The sequence below is a fragment of the Tardiphaga sp. GW821-FHT12E02 genome (genome assembly GCF_058807155.1).
Genome location: NZ_JBXAQK010000001.1, coordinates 3965619 through 3991600 on the forward strand (window position 1 = coordinate 3965619; position 25982 = coordinate 3991600).

Annotated in this window: 24 protein-coding genes; 9 read left to right on the forward strand and 15 right to left on the reverse strand. The window is 62.4% G+C overall.

The annotated features are described in order from the left end of the window. The first annotated feature begins 109 nt into the window (after nt 1-109). Nucleotides 110-1084: a Bug family tripartite tricarboxylate transporter substrate binding protein gene (locus tag AC1RQ5_RS18770; protein ID WP_493200939.1), complete on the forward strand. Its 975-nt coding sequence runs from the start codon at nt 110-112 to the stop codon at nt 1082-1084. Nucleotides 1085-1141: 57 nt separating this feature from the next. Here the strand turns inward: AC1RQ5_RS18770 and mqo are convergent, their stop codons facing one another. Then, a complete protein-coding gene (mqo, locus tag AC1RQ5_RS18775) occupies nt 1142-2863 on the reverse strand; it encodes a malate dehydrogenase (quinone) (protein WP_493200940.1) in 1722 nt (573 codons plus the stop codon). A gap of 448 nt (nt 2864-3311) precedes the next feature. On the opposite strand from mqo, the gene AC1RQ5_RS18780 reads away from it, so the two are divergent. Both AC1RQ5_RS18780 and yghU read left to right on the forward strand, forming a co-directional pair. Further along, on the forward strand, nt 3312-3716 hold the full coding sequence (locus AC1RQ5_RS18780; protein WP_493200941.1) for a GFA family protein: 405 nt from the start codon (nt 3312-3314) through the stop codon (nt 3714-3716). An 86-nt stretch (nt 3717-3802) separates the two neighbouring features. Then, a complete protein-coding gene (yghU, locus tag AC1RQ5_RS18785; RefSeq protein ID WP_493200943.1) occupies nt 3803-4684 on the forward strand; it encodes a glutathione-dependent disulfide-bond oxidoreductase in 882 nt (293 codons plus the stop codon). Nucleotides 4685-4759: 75 nt separating this feature from the next. On the opposite strand, the gene AC1RQ5_RS18790 is transcribed toward yghU, so the two are convergent. The 9 genes from AC1RQ5_RS18790 to AC1RQ5_RS18830 form a co-directional block, all read right to left on the reverse strand. Further along, complete coding sequence (locus tag AC1RQ5_RS18790) at nt 4760-4999, reverse strand: hypothetical protein (RefSeq protein WP_398482399.1); 240 nt, start codon at nt 4997-4999, stop codon at nt 4760-4762. A 97-nt stretch (nt 5000-5096) separates the two neighbouring features. Further along, nucleotides 5097-6173 carry an alpha/beta hydrolase gene (locus tag AC1RQ5_RS18795; protein WP_493200944.1) on the reverse strand — a complete coding sequence of 359 codons (1077 nt, stop codon included), beginning with the start codon at nt 6171-6173 and terminating at the stop codon, nt 5097-5099. Nucleotides 6174-6264: 91 nt separating this feature from the next. Beyond that, nucleotides 6265-6678 carry a group III truncated hemoglobin gene (locus AC1RQ5_RS18800; protein WP_493200946.1) on the reverse strand — a complete coding sequence of 138 codons (414 nt, stop codon included), beginning with the start codon at nt 6676-6678 and terminating at the stop codon, nt 6265-6267. Between the two features lie 69 nt (nt 6679-6747). After that, on the reverse strand, nt 6748-7542 hold the full coding sequence (locus tag AC1RQ5_RS18805; protein ID WP_493200947.1) for a class II aldolase/adducin family protein: 795 nt from the start codon (nt 7540-7542) through the stop codon (nt 6748-6750). A 27-nt stretch (nt 7543-7569) separates the two neighbouring features. After that, nucleotides 7570-8550 carry a Bug family tripartite tricarboxylate transporter substrate binding protein gene (locus AC1RQ5_RS18810; protein WP_493200949.1) on the reverse strand — a complete coding sequence of 327 codons (981 nt, stop codon included), beginning with the start codon at nt 8548-8550 and terminating at the stop codon, nt 7570-7572. 137 nt (nt 8551-8687) lie between these two features. Beyond that, the gene (locus AC1RQ5_RS18815; protein WP_398482408.1) at nt 8688-9017 is read right to left on the reverse strand and encodes a DMT family transporter; all 330 of its coding nucleotides are present in this window, start codon (nt 9015-9017) and stop codon (nt 8688-8690) included. Then, nucleotides 9017-9280 (reverse strand): hypothetical protein, encoded by a 264-nt coding sequence (locus AC1RQ5_RS18820; RefSeq protein WP_493200950.1) that lies wholly within the window; start codon nt 9278-9280, stop codon nt 9017-9019. The genes AC1RQ5_RS18815 and AC1RQ5_RS18820 overlap by 1 nt, the downstream gene beginning before the upstream one ends. Before the next feature lie 11 nt (nt 9281-9291). Further along, on the reverse strand, nt 9292-12435 hold the full coding sequence (locus AC1RQ5_RS18825) for a multidrug efflux RND transporter permease subunit (protein WP_493200952.1): 3144 nt from the start codon (nt 12433-12435) through the stop codon (nt 9292-9294). An 11-nt stretch (nt 12436-12446) separates the two neighbouring features. Further along, complete coding sequence (locus tag AC1RQ5_RS18830; RefSeq protein WP_493200954.1) at nt 12447-13550, reverse strand: efflux RND transporter periplasmic adaptor subunit; 1104 nt, start codon at nt 13548-13550, stop codon at nt 12447-12449. Between the two features lie 256 nt (nt 13551-13806). On the opposite strand from AC1RQ5_RS18830, the gene AC1RQ5_RS18835 reads away from it, so the two are divergent. Further along, nucleotides 13807-14370 carry a TetR/AcrR family transcriptional regulator gene (locus AC1RQ5_RS18835; protein ID WP_493200955.1) on the forward strand — a complete coding sequence of 188 codons (564 nt, stop codon included), beginning with the start codon at nt 13807-13809 and terminating at the stop codon, nt 14368-14370. Nucleotides 14371-14447: 77 nt separating this feature from the next. Beyond that, nucleotides 14448-14912 carry an MEKHLA domain-containing protein gene (locus AC1RQ5_RS18840; RefSeq protein ID WP_493200957.1) on the forward strand — a complete coding sequence of 155 codons (465 nt, stop codon included), beginning with the start codon at nt 14448-14450 and terminating at the stop codon, nt 14910-14912. A 6-nt stretch (nt 14913-14918) separates the two neighbouring features. On the opposite strand, the gene AC1RQ5_RS18845 is transcribed toward AC1RQ5_RS18840, so the two are convergent. The 5 genes from AC1RQ5_RS18845 to AC1RQ5_RS18865 form a co-directional block, all read right to left on the reverse strand. Further along, the gene (locus AC1RQ5_RS18845) at nt 14919-15194 is read right to left on the reverse strand and encodes a hypothetical protein (protein ID WP_493200959.1); all 276 of its coding nucleotides are present in this window, start codon (nt 15192-15194) and stop codon (nt 14919-14921) included. Nucleotides 15195-15371: 177 nt separating this feature from the next. Further along, nucleotides 15372-16100 carry a GrlR family regulatory protein gene (locus AC1RQ5_RS18850; protein WP_493200960.1) on the reverse strand — a complete coding sequence of 243 codons (729 nt, stop codon included), beginning with the start codon at nt 16098-16100 and terminating at the stop codon, nt 15372-15374. A 66-nt stretch (nt 16101-16166) separates the two neighbouring features. Continuing rightward, complete coding sequence (locus tag AC1RQ5_RS18855; RefSeq protein ID WP_493200962.1) at nt 16167-17156, reverse strand: Bug family tripartite tricarboxylate transporter substrate binding protein; 990 nt, start codon at nt 17154-17156, stop codon at nt 16167-16169. Nucleotides 17157-17249: 93 nt separating this feature from the next. Beyond that, the gene (locus tag AC1RQ5_RS18860) at nt 17250-20486 is read right to left on the reverse strand and encodes an efflux RND transporter permease subunit (protein ID WP_493200963.1); all 3237 of its coding nucleotides are present in this window, start codon (nt 20484-20486) and stop codon (nt 17250-17252) included. 212 nt (nt 20487-20698) lie between these two features. Next, nucleotides 20699-21907 (reverse strand): efflux RND transporter periplasmic adaptor subunit, encoded by a 1209-nt coding sequence (locus tag AC1RQ5_RS18865; protein ID WP_398482427.1) that lies wholly within the window; start codon nt 21905-21907, stop codon nt 20699-20701. A gap of 203 nt (nt 21908-22110) precedes the next feature. On the opposite strand from AC1RQ5_RS18865, the gene AC1RQ5_RS18870 reads away from it, so the two are divergent. The 4 genes from AC1RQ5_RS18870 (at nt 22111) to AC1RQ5_RS18885 (ending at nt 25938) form a co-directional block, all read left to right on the forward strand. After that, the gene (locus AC1RQ5_RS18870) at nt 22111-22698 is read left to right on the forward strand and encodes a TetR/AcrR family transcriptional regulator (protein ID WP_493200965.1); all 588 of its coding nucleotides are present in this window, start codon (nt 22111-22113) and stop codon (nt 22696-22698) included. A gap of 129 nt (nt 22699-22827) precedes the next feature. After that, nucleotides 22828-24045 (forward strand): sensor domain-containing diguanylate cyclase, encoded by a 1218-nt coding sequence (locus tag AC1RQ5_RS18875; RefSeq protein WP_493200967.1) that lies wholly within the window; start codon nt 22828-22830, stop codon nt 24043-24045. Between the two features lie 113 nt (nt 24046-24158). Continuing rightward, nucleotides 24159-24581: an endonuclease domain-containing protein gene (locus AC1RQ5_RS18880; RefSeq protein ID WP_493200969.1), complete on the forward strand. Its 423-nt coding sequence runs from the start codon at nt 24159-24161 to the stop codon at nt 24579-24581. Nucleotides 24582-24762: 181 nt separating this feature from the next. Then, a complete protein-coding gene (locus AC1RQ5_RS18885; RefSeq protein WP_493203471.1) occupies nt 24763-25938 on the forward strand; it encodes an MFS transporter in 1176 nt (391 codons plus the stop codon). Nucleotides 25939-25982 lie beyond the last annotated feature (44 nt).

Below are 25982 nucleotides of genomic sequence, written 5' to 3' on the forward strand. Positions count from 1 at the left end.
GCGCCGGACGGGCCGACAACGACAAGAATATAACACGTTGCGATTTCGGGACCGGCGCTGCGGCGCTCCCCGCCGTCTCGGAGATCGCACCGGACATCGAGGAAATGCAATGACACGAGGTTTCGCCCGCGCCCTCGGCGCAGTCGCCATCCTGCTGGCCGGCGCCGGCAGCGCCCATGCGCAGGCCTGGCCGAACAAGCCGATCCGCATGGTCGTGCCCTATACGCCCGGTGGCTATACTGACCTGATGGCGCGCCTGGTCTCAGAGAAAATGGCGACGGCGCTGGGCCAGACCATCGTGATCGAGAACAAGCCGGGCGCCAATGCCGTGATCGGCACCGACGCCGTCGCCAAGGCGGCGCCTGACGGCTACACTTTCGGCACCGTGATCGCGGCACATTCGGTGAACCCGACGCTCAATCCAAAACTGCCCTATGACACGATGAAGGATCTCACCTATGTGTCGCTGACCTCGGTGGCGCCGCTGATCCTGATCGCGACGCCGTCGCTGCCCGCCAAGGACATGAAGGAATTCATCGCGCTGGCGAAATCGAAACCCGGTCAGCTGAATTTCGCCTCCAGCGGCATCGGCTCGGCCGCGCATCTCACCATGGAAATGTTCAAGAGCCGCGAAGGCGTGAACCTCCAGCACATCCCGTATAAGGGTACGGCCGGCGCATTGCAGGATACGGTCGGCGGCCAGATCAATGTGATGTTCGACGTGATCGGCCCGCTGATGTCGCAGGTGAAGTCCGGCAATGCCAAGGCGCTGGCCGTGGCCGCCAAGGAACGCGTGCCGGCAGCTGGCGATACTCCGACCATGGCAGAGGCCGGCGTACCCGATTTCGTCTCCGGGACATGGTCAGGCATCATCGCGCCCGCGGGCACACCGCAGGAGATCGTCGATCGCGTCGCTGCCGAGGCCAAGAAGGCGCTCGCGGATCCTGAATTGCGCAAGAAGCTCGACGATCAGGGCATCGTGCCACAGGGCTCGACGCCGGAGGAGTTCAAGACCTTCGTCACCAGCGAAATCGCGCGCTGGAAGAAGGTCATCACCGACGCCGACATCAAGCCGGCGCAGTAACTGCACATGTCGTTCCGGGGCGCGTCAGATCGCGCGCCCCGGAATGACGATAGCTCGCTATGGCGCGAGATCGTGGACGCGCTTCTGCGGTTCGGCCTCGGGCGCGGTGGACGCGGCGCTGGCGGGTGCGGCTTTCGACAACGCAGCCACATCGATCTGCGGCGGCGTCGGCAGTTGCAGCTGTTCGGCGGTGGATGCCCAGGTCATCTGCACGCGCTCCGGATCGCCGTTCAGTTCTGTGCCATAGCTCGGCACGATCTGGCGCAGCTTGTCCTGCCATGCGGGCGTCGCCACCTTGTCGGCGAACACCTTCTGCAACAGCGTCAGCATGATCGGCGCAGCCGTCGAAGCGCCCGGCGACGCGCCGAGCAGCGCTGCAATGCTGTTGTCCTGGGCGCTGACGATCTCGGTACCGAGCCGGAGCACGCCGCCCTTCTTGGCGTCGCGCTTGATGATCTGCACGCGCTGGCCGGCCTGCCACAGGCGCCAGTCCTCTTTCTTCACCTGCGGGAAGTATTCGCGCAGCGCGGCGAGACGATCGGCATCGGACAACATCAACTGGCCGGCGAGATATTCGACCAGCGGATATTCGTCGATGCCGACCCGGATCATCGGCCAGGCATTGTCCGTGGTCGTCGATGACAGCAGGTCGAGATACGACCCTTCTTTCAGGAATTTGGTGGAGAAGGTGGCAAACGGCCCGAACAGCAGCACGCGCTTGCCACCGAGCACGCGTGTATCGAGATGCGGCACCGACATCGGCGGCGAGCCCACGGATGCCTTGCCATAGGCCTTGGCGAGATGCTGCATCGTCACGCTGGGATTTTCGTTGACCAGGAACGAGCCGCCGACCGGGAAGCCGGCATAGTCGCGGCCTTCCGGAATGCCGGACATCTGCAGCAGATGCAGCGCACCACCGCCGGCTCCGATGAACACGAAGCGTGCGTCGATCGTCGCGTCACCGCCCTTGGCGCTGCGCGTGGAGACGCGCCAGCTGCCATCGGCATTGCGCTGGATCGCCTTCACTTCGGTGGAGAGCTGCAGGTTGAAATTCGGCTGGCTCTGCAGATGGCTCACGAACTGGCGCGTGATCTCGCCGAACTCCATATCGGTGCCGAGCGGGCTCCAGGTGGCGGCGATCTTCTGCTTGGGATCACGCCCTTCCATCATCAGCGGCACCCACTTCTTGATCACCTCGGGATCCGTCGAATAATCCATGCCGGCGAACAACGGGCTCGCCTTCAGCGCTTCGTGGCGCTTGCGCAGGAATTCGACATTCTCATCGCCCCAGACGAAGCTCATATGCGGGGTATGGTTGATGAAGGAGCGTGGATTCTTCAGCACGCCGTTCTTGACCTGCCAGGCCCAGAACTGGCGCGAGATCTGGAAGGCTTCGTTGATCTTGATCGCGTTGGAGATGTCGATCTTGCCGCCGGCCCTTTCCGGCGTGTAGTTGAGCTCGGCGAGCGCGGAATGCCCGGTGCCGGCATTGTTCCAGCCGTTCGAGCTCTCCTTCGCGACACCGTCGAGACGCTCGACCATTTCCATCGACCAGGTCGGCTCGAGCTCGCGCAACCAGACGCCGAGCGTGGCGCTCATGACACCGCCGCCGATCAGGAGGACATCGACCTTCTTGGTTGCCGCGGCGAATACGGACGATCCGGGCACGGCGGCCACCGCCAATCCCGCCAGCGCCGTTCCCATCAGTTGACGACGATTCATCGCCAGATCGAATGTGGGTGTGCCGGATTGCGCGGAGTTGTTGTCGTCCTTGATCATCATATCACCTTCGATTCAAAGATACGTTGCAAAAGGAAATTGCCCGCGCGCGGCAAATGCAGCGCAACCTCAAACGGTCGATCCATCCCTTGATTTTGTCCCGGACGACACAGGCGCAGACTGCGAACCAGCGGGCGCAGCCTCGACATGCGGTCGGTATCTTCGCAGCGCCGTGGCGCCGTCCACAGGGGGCCGGGCACCGTGCAATCAGCTGGGCGCCTGCCCCAAGACTCGCGGACTTATTGCAGGCAATATTGATAAAACGCAACCGACCCGCGCGCATGTTAGACAGGTTCGCAACCGACTTCCCTAAGTCGTGATGCGCGGAGCGCCAAATTCGACCAAGTGCCCAGCGGTATCCTGAGACGGGCGCCATTTGCCGCAAGCGAATGCGATTGTCGGCGCGAAGGACACGCTGCTAGCCTTGCGCGACAATTGGAGGTGCTTCATGGAACTCACCTGCCCCTGCAATGCCGTCACATTGCGGATTTCGGCCGAACCGATTGCGCAATTCTGGTGTCACTGCGCCGATTGCCAGATCGTCCACGGCGCGGCCTATGCGGCGGAATCGATTTATCCGGCCGCCGCCATCGAAATCGTGTCGGGCGAAACGACGACGTTTGCGCTGAAGACGACTCCGCGGATCAGCTGCGCCCGATGCGGCACTCGGCTGGTCGTCGAACTGGCCGCGATCGAAATGCGCGCGGTCAACGGCTATCTGCTCAAAGACGACTTCAAGCCTAGCCTGCACATCCATTGCCGCGAAGCCGTTGCGCCGGTGAAAGACGGCCTTCCCCATTTCGCTACTATGCCGGCGGCCTTCGGCGGCGAGGACAGCATGGTGGACTGGTAGCCCCAAAAGGCACCGCCCGGCCACTTGCATGCATTTGCATCCATCCCTAACTGTTCCCGACCTTCCCTCTGCGCCGGAGCAGCCCGATGACCGATGCCCCCTATACGCCCCCGAAAGTCTGGACCTGGAACAAGGAGAATGGTGGCGCTTTCGCCTCCACCAACCGGCCGACCGCAGGCGCGACCCATGAGAAGGAGCTGCCCGTCGGCAAGCATCCGTTCCAGCTCTATTCGCTGGCCACGCCGAACGGGCAGAAGGTCACGATCGCATTCGAGGAGCTGCTGGCAGCCGGCTATAGCGGCGCAGAATATGACGCCTGGCTGATCAAGATCGACGGCAACCAGTTCGGCTCCGGCTTTGTCGACATCAATCCGAACTCCAAGATCCCGGCATTGGTAGATCGCAGCGGTGCGAAGCCGTTCCGCGTGTTCGAATCCGGCGCCATCCTGGTGCATCTCGCCGAGAAATTCGGCGTCTTCCTGCCGAAGGATGGGCCCGAGCGCGCCGAGACCCTGTCCTGGCTGTTCTGGCAGATGGGCAGCGCGCCGTTCCTGGGTGGCGGCTTCGGGCATTTCTATGCCTATGCGCCCACCAAGATCGAATATGCCATCGACCGCTATGCGATGGAGACCAAGCGCCAGCTCGACGTGCTCGATCGCCAGCTGGCCAATAACGAATTCATTGCCGGCAAGGACTACAGCATTGCCGACATGGCGATTTTCCCCTGGTATGGCGGCCTCGCCGAAGGCGTCATCTACAACGATGCTGCGACCTTCCTCGATGTGGCCAGCTACAAGAACCTGCAGCGCTGGACCAAGGCCGTCGGCGATCGGCCGGCGGTGAAACGTGGCCGCATGGTCAACCGCGCCATGGGCGATCCCGCCCGCCAGCTGCGCGAACGCCATGACGCCAGCGATTTCGAGACCAAGACGCAGGACAAGATCGAGGCGCAGGCGGGCAAGGCCTGATCTGCCCGAGACAAGAAAAAGCCCCGCGCGAGCGGGGCTTTTTACATGTGTGTGACGTGCGATGCGCCTGCGCGCTCAGCCCTTCATGCACTTGTCGATGGAGCTCTTCTTGGCGGCGCCGGCGAGCGGCTTGCCTTCGGCGCTCTTGGCATTGGCCTCGCAGCACTTCTTCATGTGGCTGGTCTTGGCGGCGCCGGCCAGCGGCTTGCCGTCAGCCGAGGTGGCGGTGCAGGCAGCGCCTTGCGCCGATGCCGATGTGATGCCCGGCGCGGCTGCGAACATGCTCAAGAGGACGAGGACAGACAGGCGTTTCATCTAGCGACTCCCGATTTGTTGGAACAATAGCCTAGCGCAATCGCACGACGCTGCAATGGCATCGATGCGGCATCAATTTACCGACGCATTCGCGCGTTTATTTTCCAAGATGTTTGTCGAAGAAGCGCGAAATTTCCTCGAAGGCCTCCTTCGATTCCGGCGCCGTGTCATCGCGATAATATTGCGCATGTGATTGGCCCTCGAACACCTGCAGCGCCGCCTCCACACCAGCCTGACGCAGCTTGCGATGGACGCGAACCGTATTGCTGAGCAAGAGATCCCGCGTTCCACTCGTCAGGATGGTCGGCGGAAAATTGCTCATGTCGCCATAGACAGGCGACAACAACGGATCCTTGAAGTCATGCCCGGCGGCATAGACCTTGGTGCCGGCATCACAAAAGCCGTCCGGCGAGACCAACACATTATCGAGCATGGCATTGGTGACGAAGGTGTCGCCGACCTTTGTGACATCGGACATCGGCGTACCCGGCGCGATCGCGCCCGGCAGCGGCAGACCGTCCTGCTTGGCTTTGAGCATCATTTCCAGCGTCAGTGCCCCACCCGCCGAACTGCCGAAGACAGCGACGTTCTTCGGGCTGGTGCTCTTGATGACGGATTTATAGACGGTCATGCCGTCATCCAGCGCCGCAGGGAAATAAGCCTCGGGCGGCATCCGGTAATCCACCGCGATCACCTTGGCGCGGGCGAAGCCGGCCATAAACAGCGCCTCGGGCAATGCGGCCTCGCCGGGATTGAGGACATAGCAGCCACCATGCACATGGATGAAAACACGATTGGCATTTTCTGGCGCGATGGTCTCGGGCGTGACAATGAAGGCGCGGACACCGTCGATGGTGGTCTTCTCGACCTTGACCTTCAGCCGCTCCATCATCCCCGGCAGGTTCTTGATGGTGGCCGCAGCGCCGGCATCGGCGACGACCTTCCACTCCTCACCGGTCTTTGGCAGCACGTTCCAGTTTGTGCGCAGCGGCATGCCGATGATCTTTTGCAGTTGAGGGCTGACCGTTGTCGGCACCGGCACGGATTTGGCGGGGACCTGCAGGGCATTCTCGCTCGCGCCTTGCGCATGCGCGGGCATTTGCGCTGCCATCAGTGCAAAGGCGACGATCGGCAACAGATGGCAGTGGCTTCCCAGGGAGCGTGAGACGGGCATGGTTTCCTCGTGTGTTGGTGGCTTTTGCAGCACCTTGAACACTGTGACGCTACGTCCGCCCCTCCCCCGAAGCAACGACACAAATACGCAATCAAACGCTGTGGCGCGGCCTTGCGATCTCGCCGCGGGTGGTGGCGACGCCCATCTCGAAACTGTCGGCGATGCGGCGGGCGCGCAGGTTGATGGCGTCGGCGACGTCCTTGTCAAAAATCTCGCGCACGGTCGGCTCGAACAGCAGCAGCCAGCGATCAAAATGTGCGCCGGTCAGCGGCAGCACCAGATGCGGGCGCATCGGCCGGCCGTTATAGCGGCCGGTCTTGAGCATCATCGACGACCAGAAATCGGTCAGCTGCGCGAGATGATGATCCCAGTCGGCCACCGCCGCATTGAAGACCGGGCCGAGCAGATCGTCTTCCCGCGCACGGCCATAAAAGGTCTGCACCAGGAGCGCGATATTCTCCTCGGTCAGGGACGGCTGGAAGCTCGTGAAACCCGGCTCTGTCATGCCGGTGATGTAAGCGACGGCGGCTGCCGCGGCAACCGCCGTCTCCTGCCGAATTGATCCAGCGCAAACTCAGTTGCGATAGGATGGATCGGCCCTGTCGAGCTTGCGCAGCAGCGCCGGCCAGGCCAGTTCGCCGCTGAGGCCGGGGACATTGTCGCGCGGCTTCATGCGGTCATAGGTGTCCTGCAGCACATGCTGCGGCGGTGTGACGAGCTTCGTGCTGCACGACAGAGCGGCGACCTGCACCTCGCAGGCCCGCTCCATCCTGAACAGCACGTTGAAAGCCGATGCGATGGTCTTGCCGACCACCAGCAGGCCGTGATTGCGCAGCACCATCGCCTCGTGATCGCCGAGATGGGCGATCAGGCGCTCGCGCTCTTCGGGGTTGTCAGCGATACCCTCAAAATCGTGATAGGCGACATGAAGGAAGCGCATGCAGGTCTGCGCCACCGGCAGCAACCCACATTCCATCGCCGAGACCGCCATACCGGCCACCGTATGGGTGTGGGCGACGCAATCAACATCGTGGCGCGCCATATGGATCGCGCTGTGAATGACGAAGCCCGCGGCATTCACGCTGTAGTCGGACGCGTTGAACAGCGTGTTGCCGTCGAGATCGATCTTGACCAGGCTCGACGCGTCGATTTCCTCATAGAGCATGCCATAGGGATTGATCAGGAACTGATCTTCCGTACCGGGCACGCGGCAGGAGATGTGGTTGGCGATCATCTCGGTCATCCCATACATCGCCGTGAGGCGATAACAGGCCGCGAGATTGACGCGGGACTGCCACTCCTCCGGGCTGACCTGCTCCTGCACGGAGCGGACGACTTTGACGGCGGGTGCGCTGACGGCTGCATTCATGGATAGTCTCCCTTGTCTGTCTTGCGGTCAGTCGACCGTGATCTTCGCATCGCGAATGAGCTTGCCGAGGCGTTCGCTTTCGCTCTTCACATGGGTGTCGAGCTCCGCCTGTGTCATCGGCCAAGGCTGATTACCCATCGGATCCATCTTCTTCGCGAATTCCGGCGTCTTGATCACCTTGTTGATGGCGGCACCGAGCTTGTCCAGCACCGGCTGCGGCGTGCCCGCAGGCGCGAAGACGGCGAACCAGGTGGAGCCGACGATGCTGGGGAAGCCGAGCTCCTTGAAGGTCGGGACATCCGGCAGCTGCGGCAGGCGCTCCTCGGATAGAACCGCAATCGCGCGATACAGGCCGGCATTGTGGTTCGGCACCGTGTTGGTCAGCGCTTCCACATTGCTATCGACGACGCCGGCGAGGAGATCGTTCATCGCGGGCGCCGCACCACGATAATGGACATGCTGCAACTTCACGCCGAGCCCGCGAGCGACGATCTCGCCCATCAGATGCACGGTGCTGCCCGGCCCATTGGTGGCGTTGTTGACTTTGTTGGGATTGGCCAGCGCATAAGCGCGAAATGCGGCGACGTCCTTGGCCGGAAAGTCCTTCTTCACATTGAAGGCGAACGGCACTTTCACCACCATGGCGACCGGCGCGAAATCCTCGAGCTTGTATTTGATCGAGGCGAGCAGATGCGGATTGGTCGTGAAAGTGGTCGCTGCTGCAAACAGCAGCGTGTAGCCATCCTTGTCGGCGCTGGCGACATATTGCGCGCCGATGGAGGTCGACGCACCGCCGCGGTTCTCGATGATCACCTGCTTGCCCAGCTCGGTGCTGAGCTGTTCGGTGAGAACACGTGCGACGATGTCGGTCGTTCCGCCCGGCGGAAATGGCACGACCATCGTGATGTTGCGATCCGGATATTGCTGCGCCTGCCCCGGCGCCACTGATAGCAGCGATGCGGCCATGGCCGCGGCGATGGCAATGCATCGACCTGTGGTAATGCTCACGTTCACTCCCCTTTTGCGCCGTTTCATCGCGCCCTTGGGCGACGTGAAACGGCATTATCGGCAGAGGCTAGAGCAACAGCGAAAGCGATGCGAGGGTTAAATCAGCCGATCAGCTATCGGAATATGCGGATAGCCAATCAGTGTGCGGTGGCTTTCGAAAACACATTGATGACGACCACCCCGGCCACGATCAGACCGAGGCCGCCCAGCGCCGGCATATCGAGTTTCTGCCCCTGGAACACCCAGGCAATCGTGGTGATCAGCACGATGCCGACGCCGGACCAGATCGCATAGGCAATGCCGGTCGGGATTTCACGCAATGCGAGCGAGAGGAAGTAGAACGAGATAGCATAGCCCGCGGCCGTGATCAGCGAAGGCACGGGTTTGGTAAAGCCCTCGGAGACTTTCAGGAAGCTGGTGGCGATGACCTCGCAAAGGATGGCAACCGCCAGATAGAGATAGGTCATCACGCTCGCCTCGCCTGGTTCGTCTGTTGCTTTACGTTCGCCACGCGCACCAGATAATCGCGATGGATCGCCTGCACGGTAACACGGTCGTCGAACTTCACCCGCATGCTGTTCGGCGAGCCCATGCCGACAATCACGCCCTCCCGGGCGCCATAGCTCGGATGCCGCTCCAGACCGAGCGGCGACATGCGGACCCGGTCGCCATAGGTCAGGCGATCCGGATCGAGCTCGCGATCGAATTCATAGATCATGCTGCGAGGCATATCGAATCTCCTCAACTCGCCCGAGACGCTGCATCCTGCGATGCTGCGGCTTCCTGCTTGCCACGCTGCTTCGACGGCATCCGCTTCAGCACGAAAACGTAGAACACCGGCACGAACAGCACTGCGAGCACGGTGGCCGAGATCATGCCACCGAGCACGCCGGTGCCGATCGCGTTCTGGCTGCCGGCGCTGGCGCCGGTGGCGATCGCCAGCGGCGTCACGCCGAGAATGAAGGCAAGCGAGGTCATGAGGATCGGGCGGAATCGGAGATAGGCCGCTTCGATCGCCGCCTCGCGCAGCGACTTGCCTTCGGCATGTAGTTCCTTGGCGAATTCCACGATCAGGATCGCGTTCTTCGCCGACAGGCCGATGATCGCGATCAGGCCGACCTTGAAATAGATGTCGTTCGGCATGTCGCGCAGCATCACCGCGAGCAACGAGCCGATAATGCCAAGCGGCACCACCAGCATCACCGACAGCGGGATCGACCAGCTTTCATAGAGCCCTGCCAGCAACAGGAACACGAACAGCACGCTCAACCCCAGCAGGAACGGCGCCTGATTGCCCGACTCGATTTCCTGCTGCGACTGCCCCGCCCATTGATAGCCGAAGCCATCGGGCAGCTGCCCAACCAGCCGCTCCATTTCCTTGATGGCGTCGCCGGACGAGAATCCGGGCGCCGCATCGCCGGCGATACGGATTGACGGATAGCCGTTGAAGCCGACCACCTGCACCGGCCCCTTCGCCCATTCCGTCCGCGCGAAGGCCGAGAGCGGCACCATGCCGCCGCTGGCATTGCGCACGTTCAGCTTCAGCAGATCGCTTGCCTGCATGCGGCGATCGTCTTCAGCCTGAATGGTTACGCGCTGCATGCGACCGGCATTGGGGAAGTCGTTGATGTAGGACGAGCCCAGGCTCGCTGACACAGTGGCATTGATGTCGGCGAAGGACACGCCAAAGGTATTCGCCTTTTCGCGATCGATGACGAGATTGAGCTGCGCCGAATTCGACAGGCCCTCGATACGCAACCCGACCAGCACCGGACTCTTGGCACCCGCCGCCATCAACTGGCTTGCGGCGGCAGACAGCGCCGCCGAGCCGCGGCTGCTGCGGTCCTGCAGGCGGAAGGTGAAGCCAGTGGAATTGCCGAGCCCTTCGATCGGCGGTGGCGATAGCGCAAAGGCCATCGCGTCACCGATCTTGGCGAATTCGGCATTGGCGCGTTTCACGATTTCCGGCGCAGCATCCTTGGCCTTGCGCTCGCTCCAGTCCTTCAGCGTCGGAAATGCTATGCCCGAGCTCAGGCCATTGCCAGAGAAGCTGAAGCCGAGCACGGTGAACATGCTGGCAACGCCCTCCTCCTTCATGAAGACGCTTTCAACCTGCTTGACGGATTCCAGCGTGCGCGACTGGCTCGCTTCCGGCGGCGCCTGGATGTCGGTGATGACATAGCCCTGATCCTCCGTCGGCAGGAATCCCGATGGCAGCCGCACATAGGCCCAGCCGAGACCGACCAGCAGCGCGAGATAGACCACCATCATGCGGCCTGTGCGATTTGTCACCCAGCCGACCGTGCCGCGATAGCTGCCTGCGAGGCGATCAAAGCCGCGATTGAACCAGCCGAAGAAGCCGCCCTTCTCGTGATGGCCCTTCGGGATTGGCTTCAGGAATGTCGCGCACAAAGCCGGCGTCAGCGTCAGCGCTAGGAATCCCGAGAACAGGATCGAGACCACCATGGTCAGGCTGAACTGCCGGTAGATGATGCCGACCGCGCCGGGGAAGAACGCCATCGGCACGAACACCGCGGTGAGCACCAGCGTGATGCCGATGATGGCGCCGCTGATCTGCTTCATGGCCTTGATGGTCGCTTCGCGCGGCGACAATCCCTCCTGAGCCATCAGCCGCTCGACATTCTCCACCACGACGATGGCGTCGTCGACGAGAATGCCGATCGCCAGCACCATGGCGAACATGGTCAGCACATTGATGGAGAAACCGGTCGCGAGCATCACGGCACAGGTGCCAAGCAGAGCAATGGGCACCACGATGGTGGGGATCAGCGTGTAGCGGATATTCTGCAGGAACAGGAACATCACGATGAAGACAAGGCCGATCGCCTCCGCCAGCGTATGCAGCACCTTCTCGATGGACGCCTTGACGAAGGGCGTCGTGTCATAGGGGATTTCGTAGGTCAGCCCCTTCGGGAAGAATTTTGAAAGCTCCTTCATCTTGGCGTTTACGGCTTCCGACGTTGCGAGCGCATTGCCCGTCGCCGACATCTGCACGCCGATAGCGGCCGCCGGCTTGCCGTTCAGGCGGCTGGCAAAATTGTAATCCTCGCCACCGACCTCGACGCGCGCGACATCGCGCAGCCGCACCGAGGAGCCGTCGCGATTGGCACGCAGCACGATGGCGCCGAACTCGTCGGGCGTGCCGAGTTGTCCCTTGACCAGCACGGGCGCCGAAACCTCCTGCGACACCGGATTGGGCGTCGCACCAATACGTCCTGCCGAGACCTGCGCATTCTGCGCCGTGATCGCGGCAGTGATGTCGGAAGATGTCAGGCCAAGACCGAGCATCTTGTCGGGATCGATCCAGACGCGCATGGAACGCTGGGTGCCGAACAGCTGCCCCTTGCCGACGCCGGGTACGCGGCGGATTTCGCTGAGCACATTGCGCGTGATGTAGTCGCCGAGCGCGATACTATCCATGCTGCCATCGGTGGCCTGCATGGAGATGAACAGCAGGAATGCGATCGAGCCTTCCTCGACGATGATACCCTGTTGCGTGACCGCCCGCGGCAGCCGCGACTCCACGCGGCGGATGCGGTTCTGCACATCCACCGTTGCCTGCGCGATGGTCGTGCCCGGCTGGAACGTGACGTCGATCTGGATCGCGCCGGTCGCGTCCGCGGTCGACTCGAAATACATCAGGCCGGGAATGCCGTTGAGCTGATCCTCGATCAGCCGCGTCACGCCCTGATAGATTTCTTCGGCTGACGCGCCGGGATAATTGGTGGTGATGGCGATGCGCGGCGGCGCGATGCTCGGATATTGCGCCACCGGCAAATTCGGAATCGCCAGCGCGCCGGCGATCATGATGAAGATCGCGACCACCCAGGCAAAGATCGGCCGTGCGATGAAAAAATTCGACATGACGTGACGCCCTACTTCGCTGCCGTCTGGCTGCGCCAGGGTTTCGGATCGACGGTGGCGCCGGGCGCGAGCGTCTGGAAGCCTTCGACCACGACACTGTCGCCGGCCTTCAGCCCCTCCCTGATGATCCAGCGTCCATTGACGAGACGCGACGGCGTCACGCTGCGCAGCTCGGCCTTGCGCTCGGCAGTGACGACATAGAGCTGTGCCTGACCGCCGGGATCACGCTGCAGCGCGCGTTCGGGGACCGACAGCGCATCCTTCTGCTCGCCCTGCACGATCTGCACCCGCACATACATGCCCGGCAACAGATCGCCTTCCGGGTTGGGGAATTCACCACGCAAGGTGACCTGACCGGTGGTCGCATCGACGGCCGCTTCGGAGAACAGCAGACGTCCCTGCTGTGCATAGTCCGAACCATCATCGAATTTGAGACGGACGTCGGCGGCATCGCCGCCCTGCGCTTTCGCGCTCGCCTGCGCGGCGCGCTTCAGCGTCAGCAATTCGTTCGCCGACTGGGTGAAGTCCGCATAAACGGGCTCGAGCTGCTGGATGGTCGCCAAGCTCTCGCTGCCGCCGACACTGACCAGTGCGCCTTCGGTGATCAGCGCACGGCCGATACGGCCGGTGATCGGCGCGCGGACTTCGGTGTATTGCAAATCAAGCTGCGCGGATTCGAGACCAGCACGGGCCGACATCTCATCGGCTTCCGCCTGCGCGAGTTCGGCCACGGCGCGATCATAGAGCTGGCCCGTGGTGACATCGCGTTCCTTCAACTGGACCTGACGATCCGCCTGCTGCTTCGCCAGCACGCGCGTGGCCTCGGCGCGCTGCAAGACTGCCTTCGCACTGGTCACCCGCACGCGGAACGGCGCGGGATCGATGCGATAGAGCACATCGCCCTCCCGAACGATGGTGCCCTGCTTGAACACCCGCTCGACGACGATGCCGGCCACCCGCGGCCGCACTTCGGCGATCCGGGTCGGTGCGATACGGCCGGGCAGATCGTTGACGATCCGCAGCGTCTCGGGCGTCACCGTGACGACGCCGACCGATGTCGCAGGTGGCGCCTGATCGGCGCCGGCCTTCTTGCCATCGCCGCAACCTGCGAGCATGAGAGCAATGGCCAGAGCGCCGGCTAAGCGCACGGGAAACGTCGATATCTCAATCACTTATGCCACCATCAAAGAAAAACGCCGGAGCTGGCTTGAGGGCGCTCACGGCGGGAAACTGCATGCGGTCATTGACTCGCGCCAGAAACATACCATCCGGTTGGTTTGCGTTTCAAGTCGTTTTCGTGCATTGCAGCAGAGCACGATCCCGTGAGCGATAGCGCTTGCACCGACCACCCCCGCCCAGCCAGATGAGCCGATGAGCGAAGGCCACGAACGCAAAAAACAACCCGAGCTGGTCCGCCGCGCGCTGATCGACCATGCCGCACGCCTCGCGACGGAATGCGGGCTACAGGCCGTAACCGTGCAGGCAGTGGCGGATGCAGCGGGCGTCACCAAAGGTGGGTTGTTTCACCACTTCCCGAACAAGCAGGCGCTGATCGAGGCGGTCCTGAAGGATCAGCTCGACAAGTTCGACGCCATCATCGAGGAAACGCTGGCACAGGATGGCGACAGCCATGGCTGCTTCACGCGGGCTTATGTGAACGCCAATTTTTCCATGGCCGAATATGCACCAGCGCTGGAGTCCACCTGCGTCGCCTTGCTCACCGATCCCGTCGCCCGCACCCATTGGGCGAACTGGCTGCGTACCCGCCTCAAGCGGCATCACGCGACAGATAGCGCACCTGAACTGGAAATCGTGCGCTACGCCGCGGATGGCGTCTGGCTCGCGGATCTGCAGCAGGTCCCGGCCGATCTGCGGATTGATCGCGACGAGTTGCGCAAGCGGTTGCTGACCATGGCGACCATGCGTCCGGAGTAACGCAGCACCGCTGATCTGGCCGATGTCCTGCTTGGCATTGCGGGCTATCTCGACGTCACCAATGATGCGAGATGCCCGTGACTAACGTAACGCCCCCACCTTCAGCCGCACTCGATGCTGCCTTCTTCAGGCTCCTCAGCCACAGCTACGCACGAACCGTGGGCAAGCCATTGATCGGCACCGGCCAGGACGCGGCATGGCTCTATAACGACGCGCCATTTGCCGTGCTCGCCCACAGCACCGTTGCGGATCCCATCTTCGTCTATGCCAATCGCACGGCACAGCGTTGCTTCGAATATGGCTGGGATGAGTTCATCACCATCCCCTCGCGCCTGTCTGCCGAAGCCCCCAATCGCGAGGAGCGGCAACGCCTGCTCGATGCCGTCGCGCGCAACGGCTTCATCGATAACTATCGCGGCATGCGGATCGCCAAATCCGGACGCCGGTTCTGGATCGAAGGCGGCATCGTGTGGGAATTGACCGACGAACACGGACAACGCCGCGGTCAGGCAGCGCTGTTCACGTCCTGGACGGATGTGTGAGCGCGGTCAGCGATTGCCGCCAAAACTGCTCTTGATCTGATACAGCAGCGTCAGCACCCAGCACAGGGCGAACGACCCCGCGAGACCGTAACCGGTGCGGCGGTCGATCAGTGACAAGCCGGTCCAGAGATAGATCCGATAGAGCCAGAGCCCGGCAAGGCCGACGCCGAGCAGACAGACCAGCAGTTTCACGAAGCGCGCATTGGCCACGCCGACCGCAGCAAACATGATGGTCAGCGGAACCAGAAACAACTGGCAGACGGCAATCAGGCTTTCGTTCACGGCAGGCTCCAGGAGAATCGCAGCGGCGACTCAGTCGGGGCACCCTAATCGGCCAATTTGAAACAAATGGTTGCCCAAGGCTGATCGTAGGATGGGTTGAGCGAAGCGATACCCATCACGGCCGGGCGCTTGCGGTGACGGGTATCGCTGACGCTCAACCCATCCTACGCACTGCGTCTATGCGACCTCAGCCACCAGCAGTTCCGCCTTGCGGATCAGCTTCAGGCTCGCCTGCAAACGCAGGCTGCGCTTGCCGGCCAGCGCGGTGGCTTCCAGTTCGGCGCCCTTGTCATCGCAGGTGCCGGAAAAGCCGATGCCGATCTCGTAGCCGCCGAACACCGGAACCTCGCCCAGCGACGGCGTGTGTTCCTGATTGAGGATCTCGCCCTTCCAGCGGCCGTCGGCCGAGGAATAGGAACCGAGATAATAAAAGGACGCATCGCCGCCAAGGATCCAGCCGTCCTGCAACAGCATCACGCCGGTCAGGCCGCCATCGATGCCATCAAGGGTGCGCAGCTGGATCGAATAGAGGCCATTGGCAATACCGCCCTCGCCGACTTCACCGGCCGGCGGCAATTCGCTTTCGTCGAGGCTGGTCATCAGCGAACGAAATGACGCGCCCGGCATCTGCGGCGAGCCGCCCTCGAAGCGATAGGTCTCGCCGCAAGCGACGCCTGTGACCTTGATGGTCGCGACATCCTGGCCGAGCAGCGATTCATAGTCAGGCTCGAAGCAATGCCGGCGGCTCTCGATCTCGGCAAACACCTTGTCGCCTTCGAAACGATAAGTGCCGATATGCGCGAAGCCGGAATTGCCGCCGAGCATGGTGCCGTCGCGCACATACATCACGCTGCGGCCGACCGCCTCGTTGACGTGGTACTCGCACTTGTAAAATCCGGTCCGCACCGACCATTCCCCACTGCACCGCGGCTAGTGTAGCCGAGATTGCGCAGTGAAGGAAAGCGCACCGTGTCAGCTTGGCGTAATTCCTGCTGCCTTGATCACAGGCAGAAGCCGGGTTTCTTCCTTGTCGCGGTATGCGGTGATATCGGCAGTTGAAGTCGGAAATGGCTGCGCGCCGAGTTCGGCGTATTTCGCGGCCAGAGCCGGATCCTTCAAGGCCTGCAGCGACAACTCATTGATACGTGAGACGAGATCCGGCGGCATGCCTGCGGGGCCACACACGGCCACCCATGACGTGAGCTCATAACCAGGCAGGACTTCACCCATCGCCGGCACATCCGGCAGCGCCGGACTGCGATTGGTCGTCGTCACGGCCAGTGCCCGGACGGCGCCGTCCTTGATCTGCTGCAGCGAGCCCGGAAGATTGTCGAACAGCGTATCAACGCGGCCGGCCAGCAGATCGACCATCGCGGGATTGCCGCCTTTATAGGTGATGTGCTGCAGATCGATCCCGGCTGCGCTCTTCATCATCTCGCCGGACAGATGCAGCGTGGTGCCGATGCCAGGCGATGCGTAGCTGTATTTGCCGGGATTGGCTTTTGCGAGCGCGATGAATTCCTTGAGATCCTTCACCGGCAGATCCTTCTTCACCACCAGCACGTTCGGCAGCTTCCAGAGCCCGCTGATGAAGGTAAAATCCTTGCCCGCCTGGAATGGCAGCTTGGCATAGGTGCCGACGGCGATGGCGTTGGTGGCAATGGAGCCCATGCCGAGGCCATAGCCATCCGGCTGCGATTTCGCGACAGCGTCGGCGCCAAGCACGCCACCGGCCCCGCCGCGGTTCTCGACCACGAATTGCTGGCCGGTTAGTTCGGACATTTTCTGACAATAGATGCGCGACAGCGTGTCGGTGGCGCCACCAGCCGCGAAGCCGACGTAATAGCGAACGCTACGGTTCGGCCATGCGCCTTGCGCTCTGGCCACATGCGGTGCGGCGATCGACGCGCCAAGGATAGCAAGCGCGTGGCGACGAGACATGGTGAGGCGATCGGTCGTCATGTTTCTCTCCCGACATCCGCGCCCCGTGATGCCGCAGAAATTGCGGCATCCGGAATTTTTGTGCGCGTGTTTACGTGAGAGACAGTCTGAGCGTCACGTGTGCGTTGTCAACGTGGCGTGCGGGCGCGGCTCGCTATCATGCGATCCCGGAGCCAGCGGCGCGTCATGATCCACCGTGGCTTCGCCATGCTGGGTCAGCGGGCGGTTGCCCGACATGGCGCGCAGCAGCACGTAGAACATCGGCGTGAAGAAGATGCCGAAGGCCGTGACGCCGATCATGCCGGCAAACACGGCGACACCCATGGCCTGTCGCATTTCCGAGCCGGCGCCGGTGGAGGTCACCAGCGGCACCACGCCCATGACGAACGCCATCGACGTCATCAAAATGGGGCGCAGACGCAGACGGCTCGCCTCGATTGCCGCCTCGATCGGCTTTCGCCCTGCGAATTCGAGCTCGCGGGCGAATTCGACGATCAGGATGGCGTTCTTGGCGGACAGACCGACAAGCACGATCAAACCAATCTGGGTGAAGACGTTGTTGTCACCCTTGGTGATCCACACGCCGAACATCGCAGCCAGCAACCCCATCGGTACGATCATGATGATCGACAGCGGCAACGTCAGGCTTTCATACTGAGCCGCGAGCACCAGGAACACCAGCAGCAGCGCCACCGGGAACACGATCAGCGACGAATTGCCGGCGATGATTTCCTGATAGGTCAGCTCGGTCCATTCGAAGTCGATGCCTTTCGGCAGCGTCTCCTTGGCCACACGCGCCACCGCATCCTGTGCCTGTCCGGTCGAGAACCCCGGTGCAGCGCCGCCATTGATGTCGGCGGACAGGAAACCGTTGTAGCGCATGGCGCGTTCCGGACCCGCACTCTCCTTCACGCGCAGCAGCGTGGAGAGCGGGATCATCTCGTTGCTGTCCGAGCGCACCTTCAACTGGCCGATATCGTCAGCTCGCGCGCGATACTTTGCGTCGGCCTGCACGCGCACCGAATAGGTGCGGCCAAACTTGTTGAAGTCGTTCACGTAGAGCGAACCGAGATAAATCTGCATCGTGTCGAAGATCGAGGTCACGGGCACATTGAGCTGGCGCGCCTTGGTGCGATCCACATCCGCATAAAGCTGCGGCACATTGATCTGATAGCTCGAGAACAGGCCGACCAGTTCCTTCTGCTGCATCGCCTTGGCAACGAAGGCCTTGGTAGCGTCGTTCAAGGCCTCATAGCCAAGGCCAGCGCGGTCCTCGATCTGCAGCTTGAAGCCGCCGATGGTGCCAAGGCCCGCCACCGGCGGCGGCGGGAACATGGCGATGAAGGCATCCTGCATGCCGGCATATTTCTTGTTCAGCGCCAGCGCGATGGCGTTGCCGGACAGCGCAGGATCCTTGCGCTCATCGAACCCCTTCAGGCCGATGAAGACGATGCCGGAATTCGACGAGTTGGTGAAACCGTTGATCGACAAGCCCGGAAACTGGATGGCGTTCTCGACACCCGGCTCCTTCAGCGCGATCTCGCCCATCTTGCGGATCACCTCTTCGGTGCGATCCAGCGTGGCGCCATCCGGCAACTGCGCGAAGCCGACCAGATACTGCTTGTCCTGGCCGGGCACGAAGCCCCCCGGTACCGCGTGGAACAGATAACCGGTGACACCGACCAGCGCGAGATAGAGGCCCATGACGATGGCACGGCGCGAGATCACGCGCTTCACGCCGCCACCATAGGCGTCCGACGACCGCGTGAAGAAGCGGTTGAAGCGCACGAAGAACCAGCCGAGCGTCTTGTCCATGAAGCGCGTCAGCGGATCCTTCGGCGCGTCATGCCCCTTCAGGAGAAGAGCTGCGAGCGCGGGCGACAGCGTCAGCGAGTTGAAGGCCGAAATCACGGTGGAGATCGCCACCGTCAACGCGAACTGCTTGTAGAACTGGCCGGTCAGACCGGTGATGAAAGCCAGCGGCACGAACACCGCGACTAGCACCAGCGCGATCGCAATGATCGGCCCGGTGACTTCGCGCATCGCCTGATAGGCGGCTTCCTTCGGGTTCAGTCCCCGTTCGATATTGCGTTCCACATTTTCGACGACGACGATGGCATCGTCCACCACGATGCCGATGGCCAGCACGAGGCCGAACAGCGTCAGCGCATTCACCGAGAAGCCGAAGATGTGCATGATCGCAAATGTGCCGACAACCGACACCGGCACCGCGATCAGCGGAATGATCGACGCGCGCCATGTCTGCAGGAACAGGATGACCACGAGCACGACCAGCGCGATGGCTTCCAGCAGCGTGTGGATGACAGCCTCGATGGACGCACGGACGAATTGCGTGGGGTCATAGACGATGTCGTAGGCGACACCGTCCGGCATGTTCTCCTTCAGCTCCTTCATCGTCTTGCGGACATTGTCGGAGATCTGGATCGCATTGGAGCCCGGCGACTGGAAGATCGGGATAGCCACCGCAGACTTGTTGTTCAGGAGCGAACGCAGCGCATAATCGGCAGCGCCGAGTTCGATGCGGGCGACATCGCGCAGGCGCACGACCTCGCCATTGTCGCCATTCTTGACGATAATCTCGCCAAACTCTTCTTCGGTCTGCAGGCGCCCCTGCGCATTGATCGAGAGCTGCAGGTCGAGGCCGGGCTCATTGGGCGAACCGCCCACCTGCCCTGCCGCCGCCTGCACGTTCTGCGCCCGGATCTCGCGCACCACGTCGCCCGGCGACAGGCCGCGCTCGGCAACCTTCTGCGGATCGAGCCAGACGCGCATGGAATAATCGCCCGAACCGAACAACTGCACCTGGCCGACGCCTTCGATGCGCGCCAGGCGATCCTTCACGTTGAGGACGGCGTAATTGCGCAGATAGGTCATGTCGTAGCGGTCGTTCGGCGACAGCAGATGTACGACCATGGTGAGGTCAGGCGCGCTCTTGATCGTCGTCACGCCTAGCGCGCGGACTTCTGCCGGCAAGCGCGGCTCGGCCTGGGAGACGCGGTTCTGCACCAGCTGCTGCGCCTTGTCGGGATCGGTGCCGAGGCGGAAGGTGACGTTGAGCGTCATGCGGCCGTCGGTGGTCGCCTGGCTGCTCATATAGAGCATGTTCTCAACGCCGTTGATCTGCTCTTCAATCGGTGTCGAGACCGTTTCGGCGATCACCTTCGGATTGGCACCGGGATAATTCGCGGTCACCACCACGGTGGGCGGCGCCACTTCCGGATATTCCGAGATCGGCAAGACCGGCATGGCCAGGAGACCGGCGAGGAAAATCACCGCGGACAGCACGCCGGCGAAAATCGGGCGGTCGATGAAGAGTTTTGAGAAGTTCATGGGAAAACTCAATGAAAGAGAAGCTGGCGCCCTGCCTTCTCCCCGCATGCGGGGAGAAGGTGGCCCGGCGAAGCGGAGCGGAGCCGGGACGGATGAGGGGAGCCTCCGCAGACTCGCGATCGCGGAGAGCCCCCTCACCCGTCCGGCCCATCGATGCTTCGCATCGAAAGGCCGGACGACCTCTCCCCGGTGGAGAGAGGTGACAAAAAACGTTAGTTAGCGGCGACGGTCTTCGTCTGCGGCAGAGACGCAGAATTCATCGCCACCATTTCCGGCTTGATGGTCACGCCGGGACGGACGCGCTGCAGTCCGTTGACAACGATACGCTCGCCAGCCTTCAGGCCGCTGAGAATGATGCGCATGCCATCGACCGAAGCACCGAGCTGAACTTCGCGATATTCAGCCTTGTCCTTGCCATCGACCACCATCACGAACTTCTTGTTCTGGTCGGTACCGACGGCACGTTCCGAGATCAGCAGCGTCTGTTCCGGCTTCGGCTGGCCCATGGACAGGCGGGCGAACTGGCCCGGCATCAGGCGGCCATCGTGATTGTCGAACACGGCGCGCACGCGCACTGTGCCTGAGCGTGGATCGACCTGGTTGTCGATGAACTGCATCTTGCCCTTCATCGGCGAGCTATCCGTGATCGTCGTCATCTGCACGGGAACACGCTCGATGTCATTTGGGGTCTTCTCGTCGGCAAGCGTCTTCAGCGCGCGCGACACCACCTGCTCGTCGGCATTGAAGCTGGCATAGATCGGATTGACGGAGACGAGCGTGGTCAGCAGCGGCGACGACGGCCCGGCGGCGATCAGATTACCAACGGTGATCTCGATCTTGCCGACGCGGCCCGACACCGGCGCGCGCACTTCGGTGTAGCTGAGATTGAGCTCGGCGGTCTTCAGCGCAGCTTCGGTCGCTGCGAGATTGGCTTCGGCTTCATGGAACGCGTTGGAACGGTTGTCGAGATCGCGCTGGGTGATGCTCGACGTCGTGAGCTGCTGACCGCGGCCATAATCGGCCTTGGTCAGGATCAAGCGCGCGCGGGCGGCAGACACCTGCCCCTGGGCGCGATCGACTTCGGCGGCGTAGAGCGCGGGATCGATCTGCACGAGCAGATCGTCCTTCTTCACCAGCGCGCCTTCGCGAAAGTGGATCGCCTGGACGGCGCCGGCCACGCGGGAGCGGATTTCCACCCGTTCAATGGCCTCCAGCCGGCCGGAAAACTCGTCGGACGGCGTCGTCGCCTTGGCTTCGACCAGTGCCACCGAGGCCGGAACCGCCGGAGGAGCGGCCGGCGCCTGTTCCGCCTGGGCTGCGAATCCGGACAGATCCCAAAGGGCGGCGCCGCCGCCCAAACTTACGGAAACAACGAAGATTCCGGCGCCAAGTGCGATGTTTCGGACAAGAGAATTGGCCATCGTGAACCCCATTTAATTTTCTAAGGGCTTGAGAAAGCCCTGTCATTCCAATAGCTAAGGATGGACGCACCGCGCCGGCGACCCGATTTCCGGAAGCCTTGCTGCGATGCACATATTCGTAACGCCCGGTATAGATGGCCTATCGACATCCAGTGTCAAGGGACTTATCTACTGAGTGGTAGAAATCTTTGGAGGACCTGGCGATGGCCATGGGACGTCCGCGTGAATTCGATGTCGATGCCGCCCTGGACCTCGCGCTGCATGTATTTTGGCGCAAGGGCTACGAGGGCGCGTCGATGGCCGACCTCACCGAGGCCATGGGCATCACCAAGCCGAGCCTCTATGCGGCTTTCGGCAACAAGGAAGAGCTGTTCCGCAAGGCGCTCGATCGTTACGTCGATGGACCCGGCGGTTACTTCCGCACCGGCCTGGATAAGCCGACCGCACGCGAGACCGTCGAGCATATCCTGTACGAATCCGTGGAAGCGGTGACGGATCCGAAAAACCCAGGCTGCCTTGCCGTGCAGGGCGCGCTGTGTTGCGGTGATGCTGCCGAGACCATCAAGCAGGAATTGATGGCCCGCCGTTCCAAGGGCGAGGAAGATCTGCGCATCCGTTTCACACGCGCGATCGCCGAAGGCGATTTGCCGACGGAATCGGATGCCGGCGATCTCGCGCGCTATGTATCGGCAATTCTGCAGGGTATGGCTGTGCAGGCCGCCGGCGGCGCGCCTCGCGCGCAATTGCGCAAGCTCGCCGACATGGCGATGCGTAGCTGGCCACCGGTATAGGTACCATTCTCCGCTGCGACATTGTTGTTAAGCCAAAACGCTTTCGTGCGTTGGCGCGTGCGTGCGGATCATGCATGATCCCCGTGGGAACGGGATGATGGGATGAGACTTCGCACCACGGACTGAGCAATGCAGGTGAGTAATTTTCGGGAGAGCGACCGCCTGACCGCGCTCGACCGCTACGACATTCTCGACACCCCACCCGAAGAAGCTTTCGATCGCATCACGCGCCTGACGCGCAATGTGTTCGACATGCCGATGTCGGTCATCAGCCTGATCGACGGCCATCGCCAGTGGTTCAAGTCGCGCCAGGGCTTTGAAGCCTGCGAGACCGGCCGCGACACAGCATTGTGCAACTACACTATTCGCGAGACCGGCCCGCTCGTCATCCGCGACACACTCGCTGATCCACTTTACTGCGAGCATCCCGCGGTGATCGGCGAGCCGCATGTCCGCTTCTATGCCGGTGTGCCGCTGCGTGTCGCCGGTGGCCATGCCATCGGCACGCTCTGCACATTCGATTCCGTGCCGCGTGCATTCACATCCGATCAAGCCGCCATGCTGGAAGACTTTGCCAGCATCGTACTGAGCGAGCTCGAATTGCGCACGTTGTTGATGGAGGACAGCCTCACCGGCGCGCTGTCCCGCCGCGCTTTGCGCGACGAGGCAAAACGCGCGAGTGCCCTCGCCGTCCGTCACGGGCACAATTTCAGCCTGGTCATGTTCGACCTCGATCACTTCAAGGCGATCAACGACAATAACGGCCATCATGTCGGCGACCGCGTTCTCAAGGCATGTGTAAGGGCGGTTCAAGACACGCTGCGCAAGGCCGACTCCATTGGCCGCGTCGGCGGCGAGGAATTCGCGATCCTGCTGCCGCATACCAATCGCGAGGATGCGATGGTGGTGGCCGAAAAAGTCCGCGAGGCCATCGCCAATGTCACCGTGCAAGGCAAGCAAAGGCTGATCCCGGTCTCCGCCAGCTTCGGCATCGCCACGCTGGACCGCAACGCATGCGACATCGATGAACTGCTCCGGCGCGCCGATACGGCGATGTATGAAGCCAAGCAGAGCGGCCGCAATCGCTGCGTCGAATGGCAGGCCCGCGAAGTGGCGCCCAGCAATCTGCGCCGTGTGTTCAAGGCCGGGCACATCTCGTTCAATGGTGGGCAGTCCACCATCGACTGCACGGTGCGTGGCCTGTCCGAGGTCGGTGCCAGTCTCGACGTGTTGAGCACCAAGGACATTCCCGAGCGCTTCAAGCTCAGCATCCCCATCGATCATCTTTCGCGCGCCTGTCACATTCTCGGCAAGCGCGAGCGCCACATCGAAATCGCCTTCGACTAGAAAACCACTGTTACTTGGACTAGCGTAAGGCTGGATTTTTCCACCCTCCCCTGCAGGGGGAGGGTCGCTCGCACAGCGAGCGGGGTGGGGTGAATGCAGTCGAGGGACGCGCAATGGTCACATCATCGCTCCGTCGTGCAGCCGCAAAGAGGCTCCGTAGCAATACGACGCTGCATGAGCGTATCTTGTGGCGAGCGCTGAAAGAGATGCCGCTTGTTGGTACGCATTTTCGACGGCAGGCGCTCATTGGTCCTTATGTCGTCGACTTCTTTTGTCCCGCCGCCCACCTCATCCTTGAACTCGATGGCGGTCATCACAACGAAGACGGTCAAGCCATCCGTGACCTGAAGCGGCAGCAATGGCTGGAAGCAGAAGGCTATCGCGTCATGCGTTTCTGGAACTCCGACATTGCCAATGAATTGCCGGCCGTGCTCGAGCGTATTTACGTCGAACTTTATGGCAGACGCGATGCGGAGCCAGTGCCGATGAAGCACCGCCGTCGCATTTGGGGGAAATCGGCCACCCCACCCCGATGAACGCAAGCGATGCTTTGCATCGCCTGCGTTCATCGACCCTCCCCCTGCAGGGGAGAGTTCACGACATCGAGATCGCCGCTGCGCGCATTGCTGCGTCCTGTACGCCGCCTTTGCGCTGAGTGCGCGAACATGACATTTCTCCTGATATTGCGCCGCAATATTTCCGCCCAGGAGAATTCCTATCCGCCTCTCCCTCCCCATTCTTGCCCTCGCGGCCGCCTCTTTTGGCATCGGCACCACCGAATTCGTCATCATGGGCCTGCTGCCGGATGTGGCGCGCAGCCTGTCGGTGACGATTCCGCAGGCCGGCTATCTCGTCTCCGGCTATGCCCTGGGCGTGGTGATCGGCGCCCCGCTGGTAGCGATGGCAACGGCCGGCATGCCGCGCAAGGCAGCGCTGCTGTCGCTGATGGCGCTGTTCACCATCGGTAATGTCGGTTGCGCCATTGCCCCCGATTACAATCTGCTGATGGCGGCGCGAATCGTGACTGCCTTTGCCCACGGCGCCTTCTTCGGCATCGGCGCTGTCGTCGCCAGCAATCTCGTGCCACGCGAACAGCGCGCGCAAGCCGTATCTCTGATGTTCGCAGGCCTCACCCTCGCCAATGTGCTCGGCGTCCCCTTCGGCACGGCGCTCGGCCAGGCCGCCGGATGGCGCATGGCGTTCTGGGCCGTGGTCGCCATCGGCGTCGTCGCCTTCATCGCCATCCTGCGTTACGTGCCTTCGGGCATGCCGGGCACAAAGGGCGGCCTCGGCCGCGAATTCCGCGCGCTCGGCCGTTGGCCGGTGCTGTTGCCGATGCTGATCTCCACCACCGCCTCGGTCAGCATGTTCAGCCTGTTCACCTACATCACGCCGCTCCTCGAAGGCGTCACCGGCCTGACGCCACACGGCGTCACCGGCGCGCTGCTGGCGATCGGCGTCGGCCTCACCATTGGCAATCTGATCGGCGGCCGCCTCGCCGACAAGAACCTGCTCTCCACCGTGATCGGCGCCTTCATCTGTCTCGCCATCGTGCTCGGCGCGCTCTCGCTCGTCGCGCATCTGGTGATCCCGACCATCGCATTGCTGGTGCTGTGGGGCGGCATTGCCTTTGCGTTGGTGTCGCCGCTGCAGATCTGGGTGGTGGATGCCGCCACCGACGCGCCCAATCTCGCTTCGACGCTGAACCAGGGCGCCTTCAATCTCGGTAACGCCGTGGGTGCCTGGATCGGTGGTATCGCCATCAATCTCGGCGTCCATTATGGACATCTGCCGCTACTTGCCGCTTGTGTGGCACTCGCGGGCCTCGCGATGGCGCTGACGACGTTGATCAATCGCAAGGTCTTGCCGGCACAGATCAGTCCGGCAGAATAGACCTATCGCGCAGCGTTTCGGCTGCGCCCACTCTCGTTTCAAGG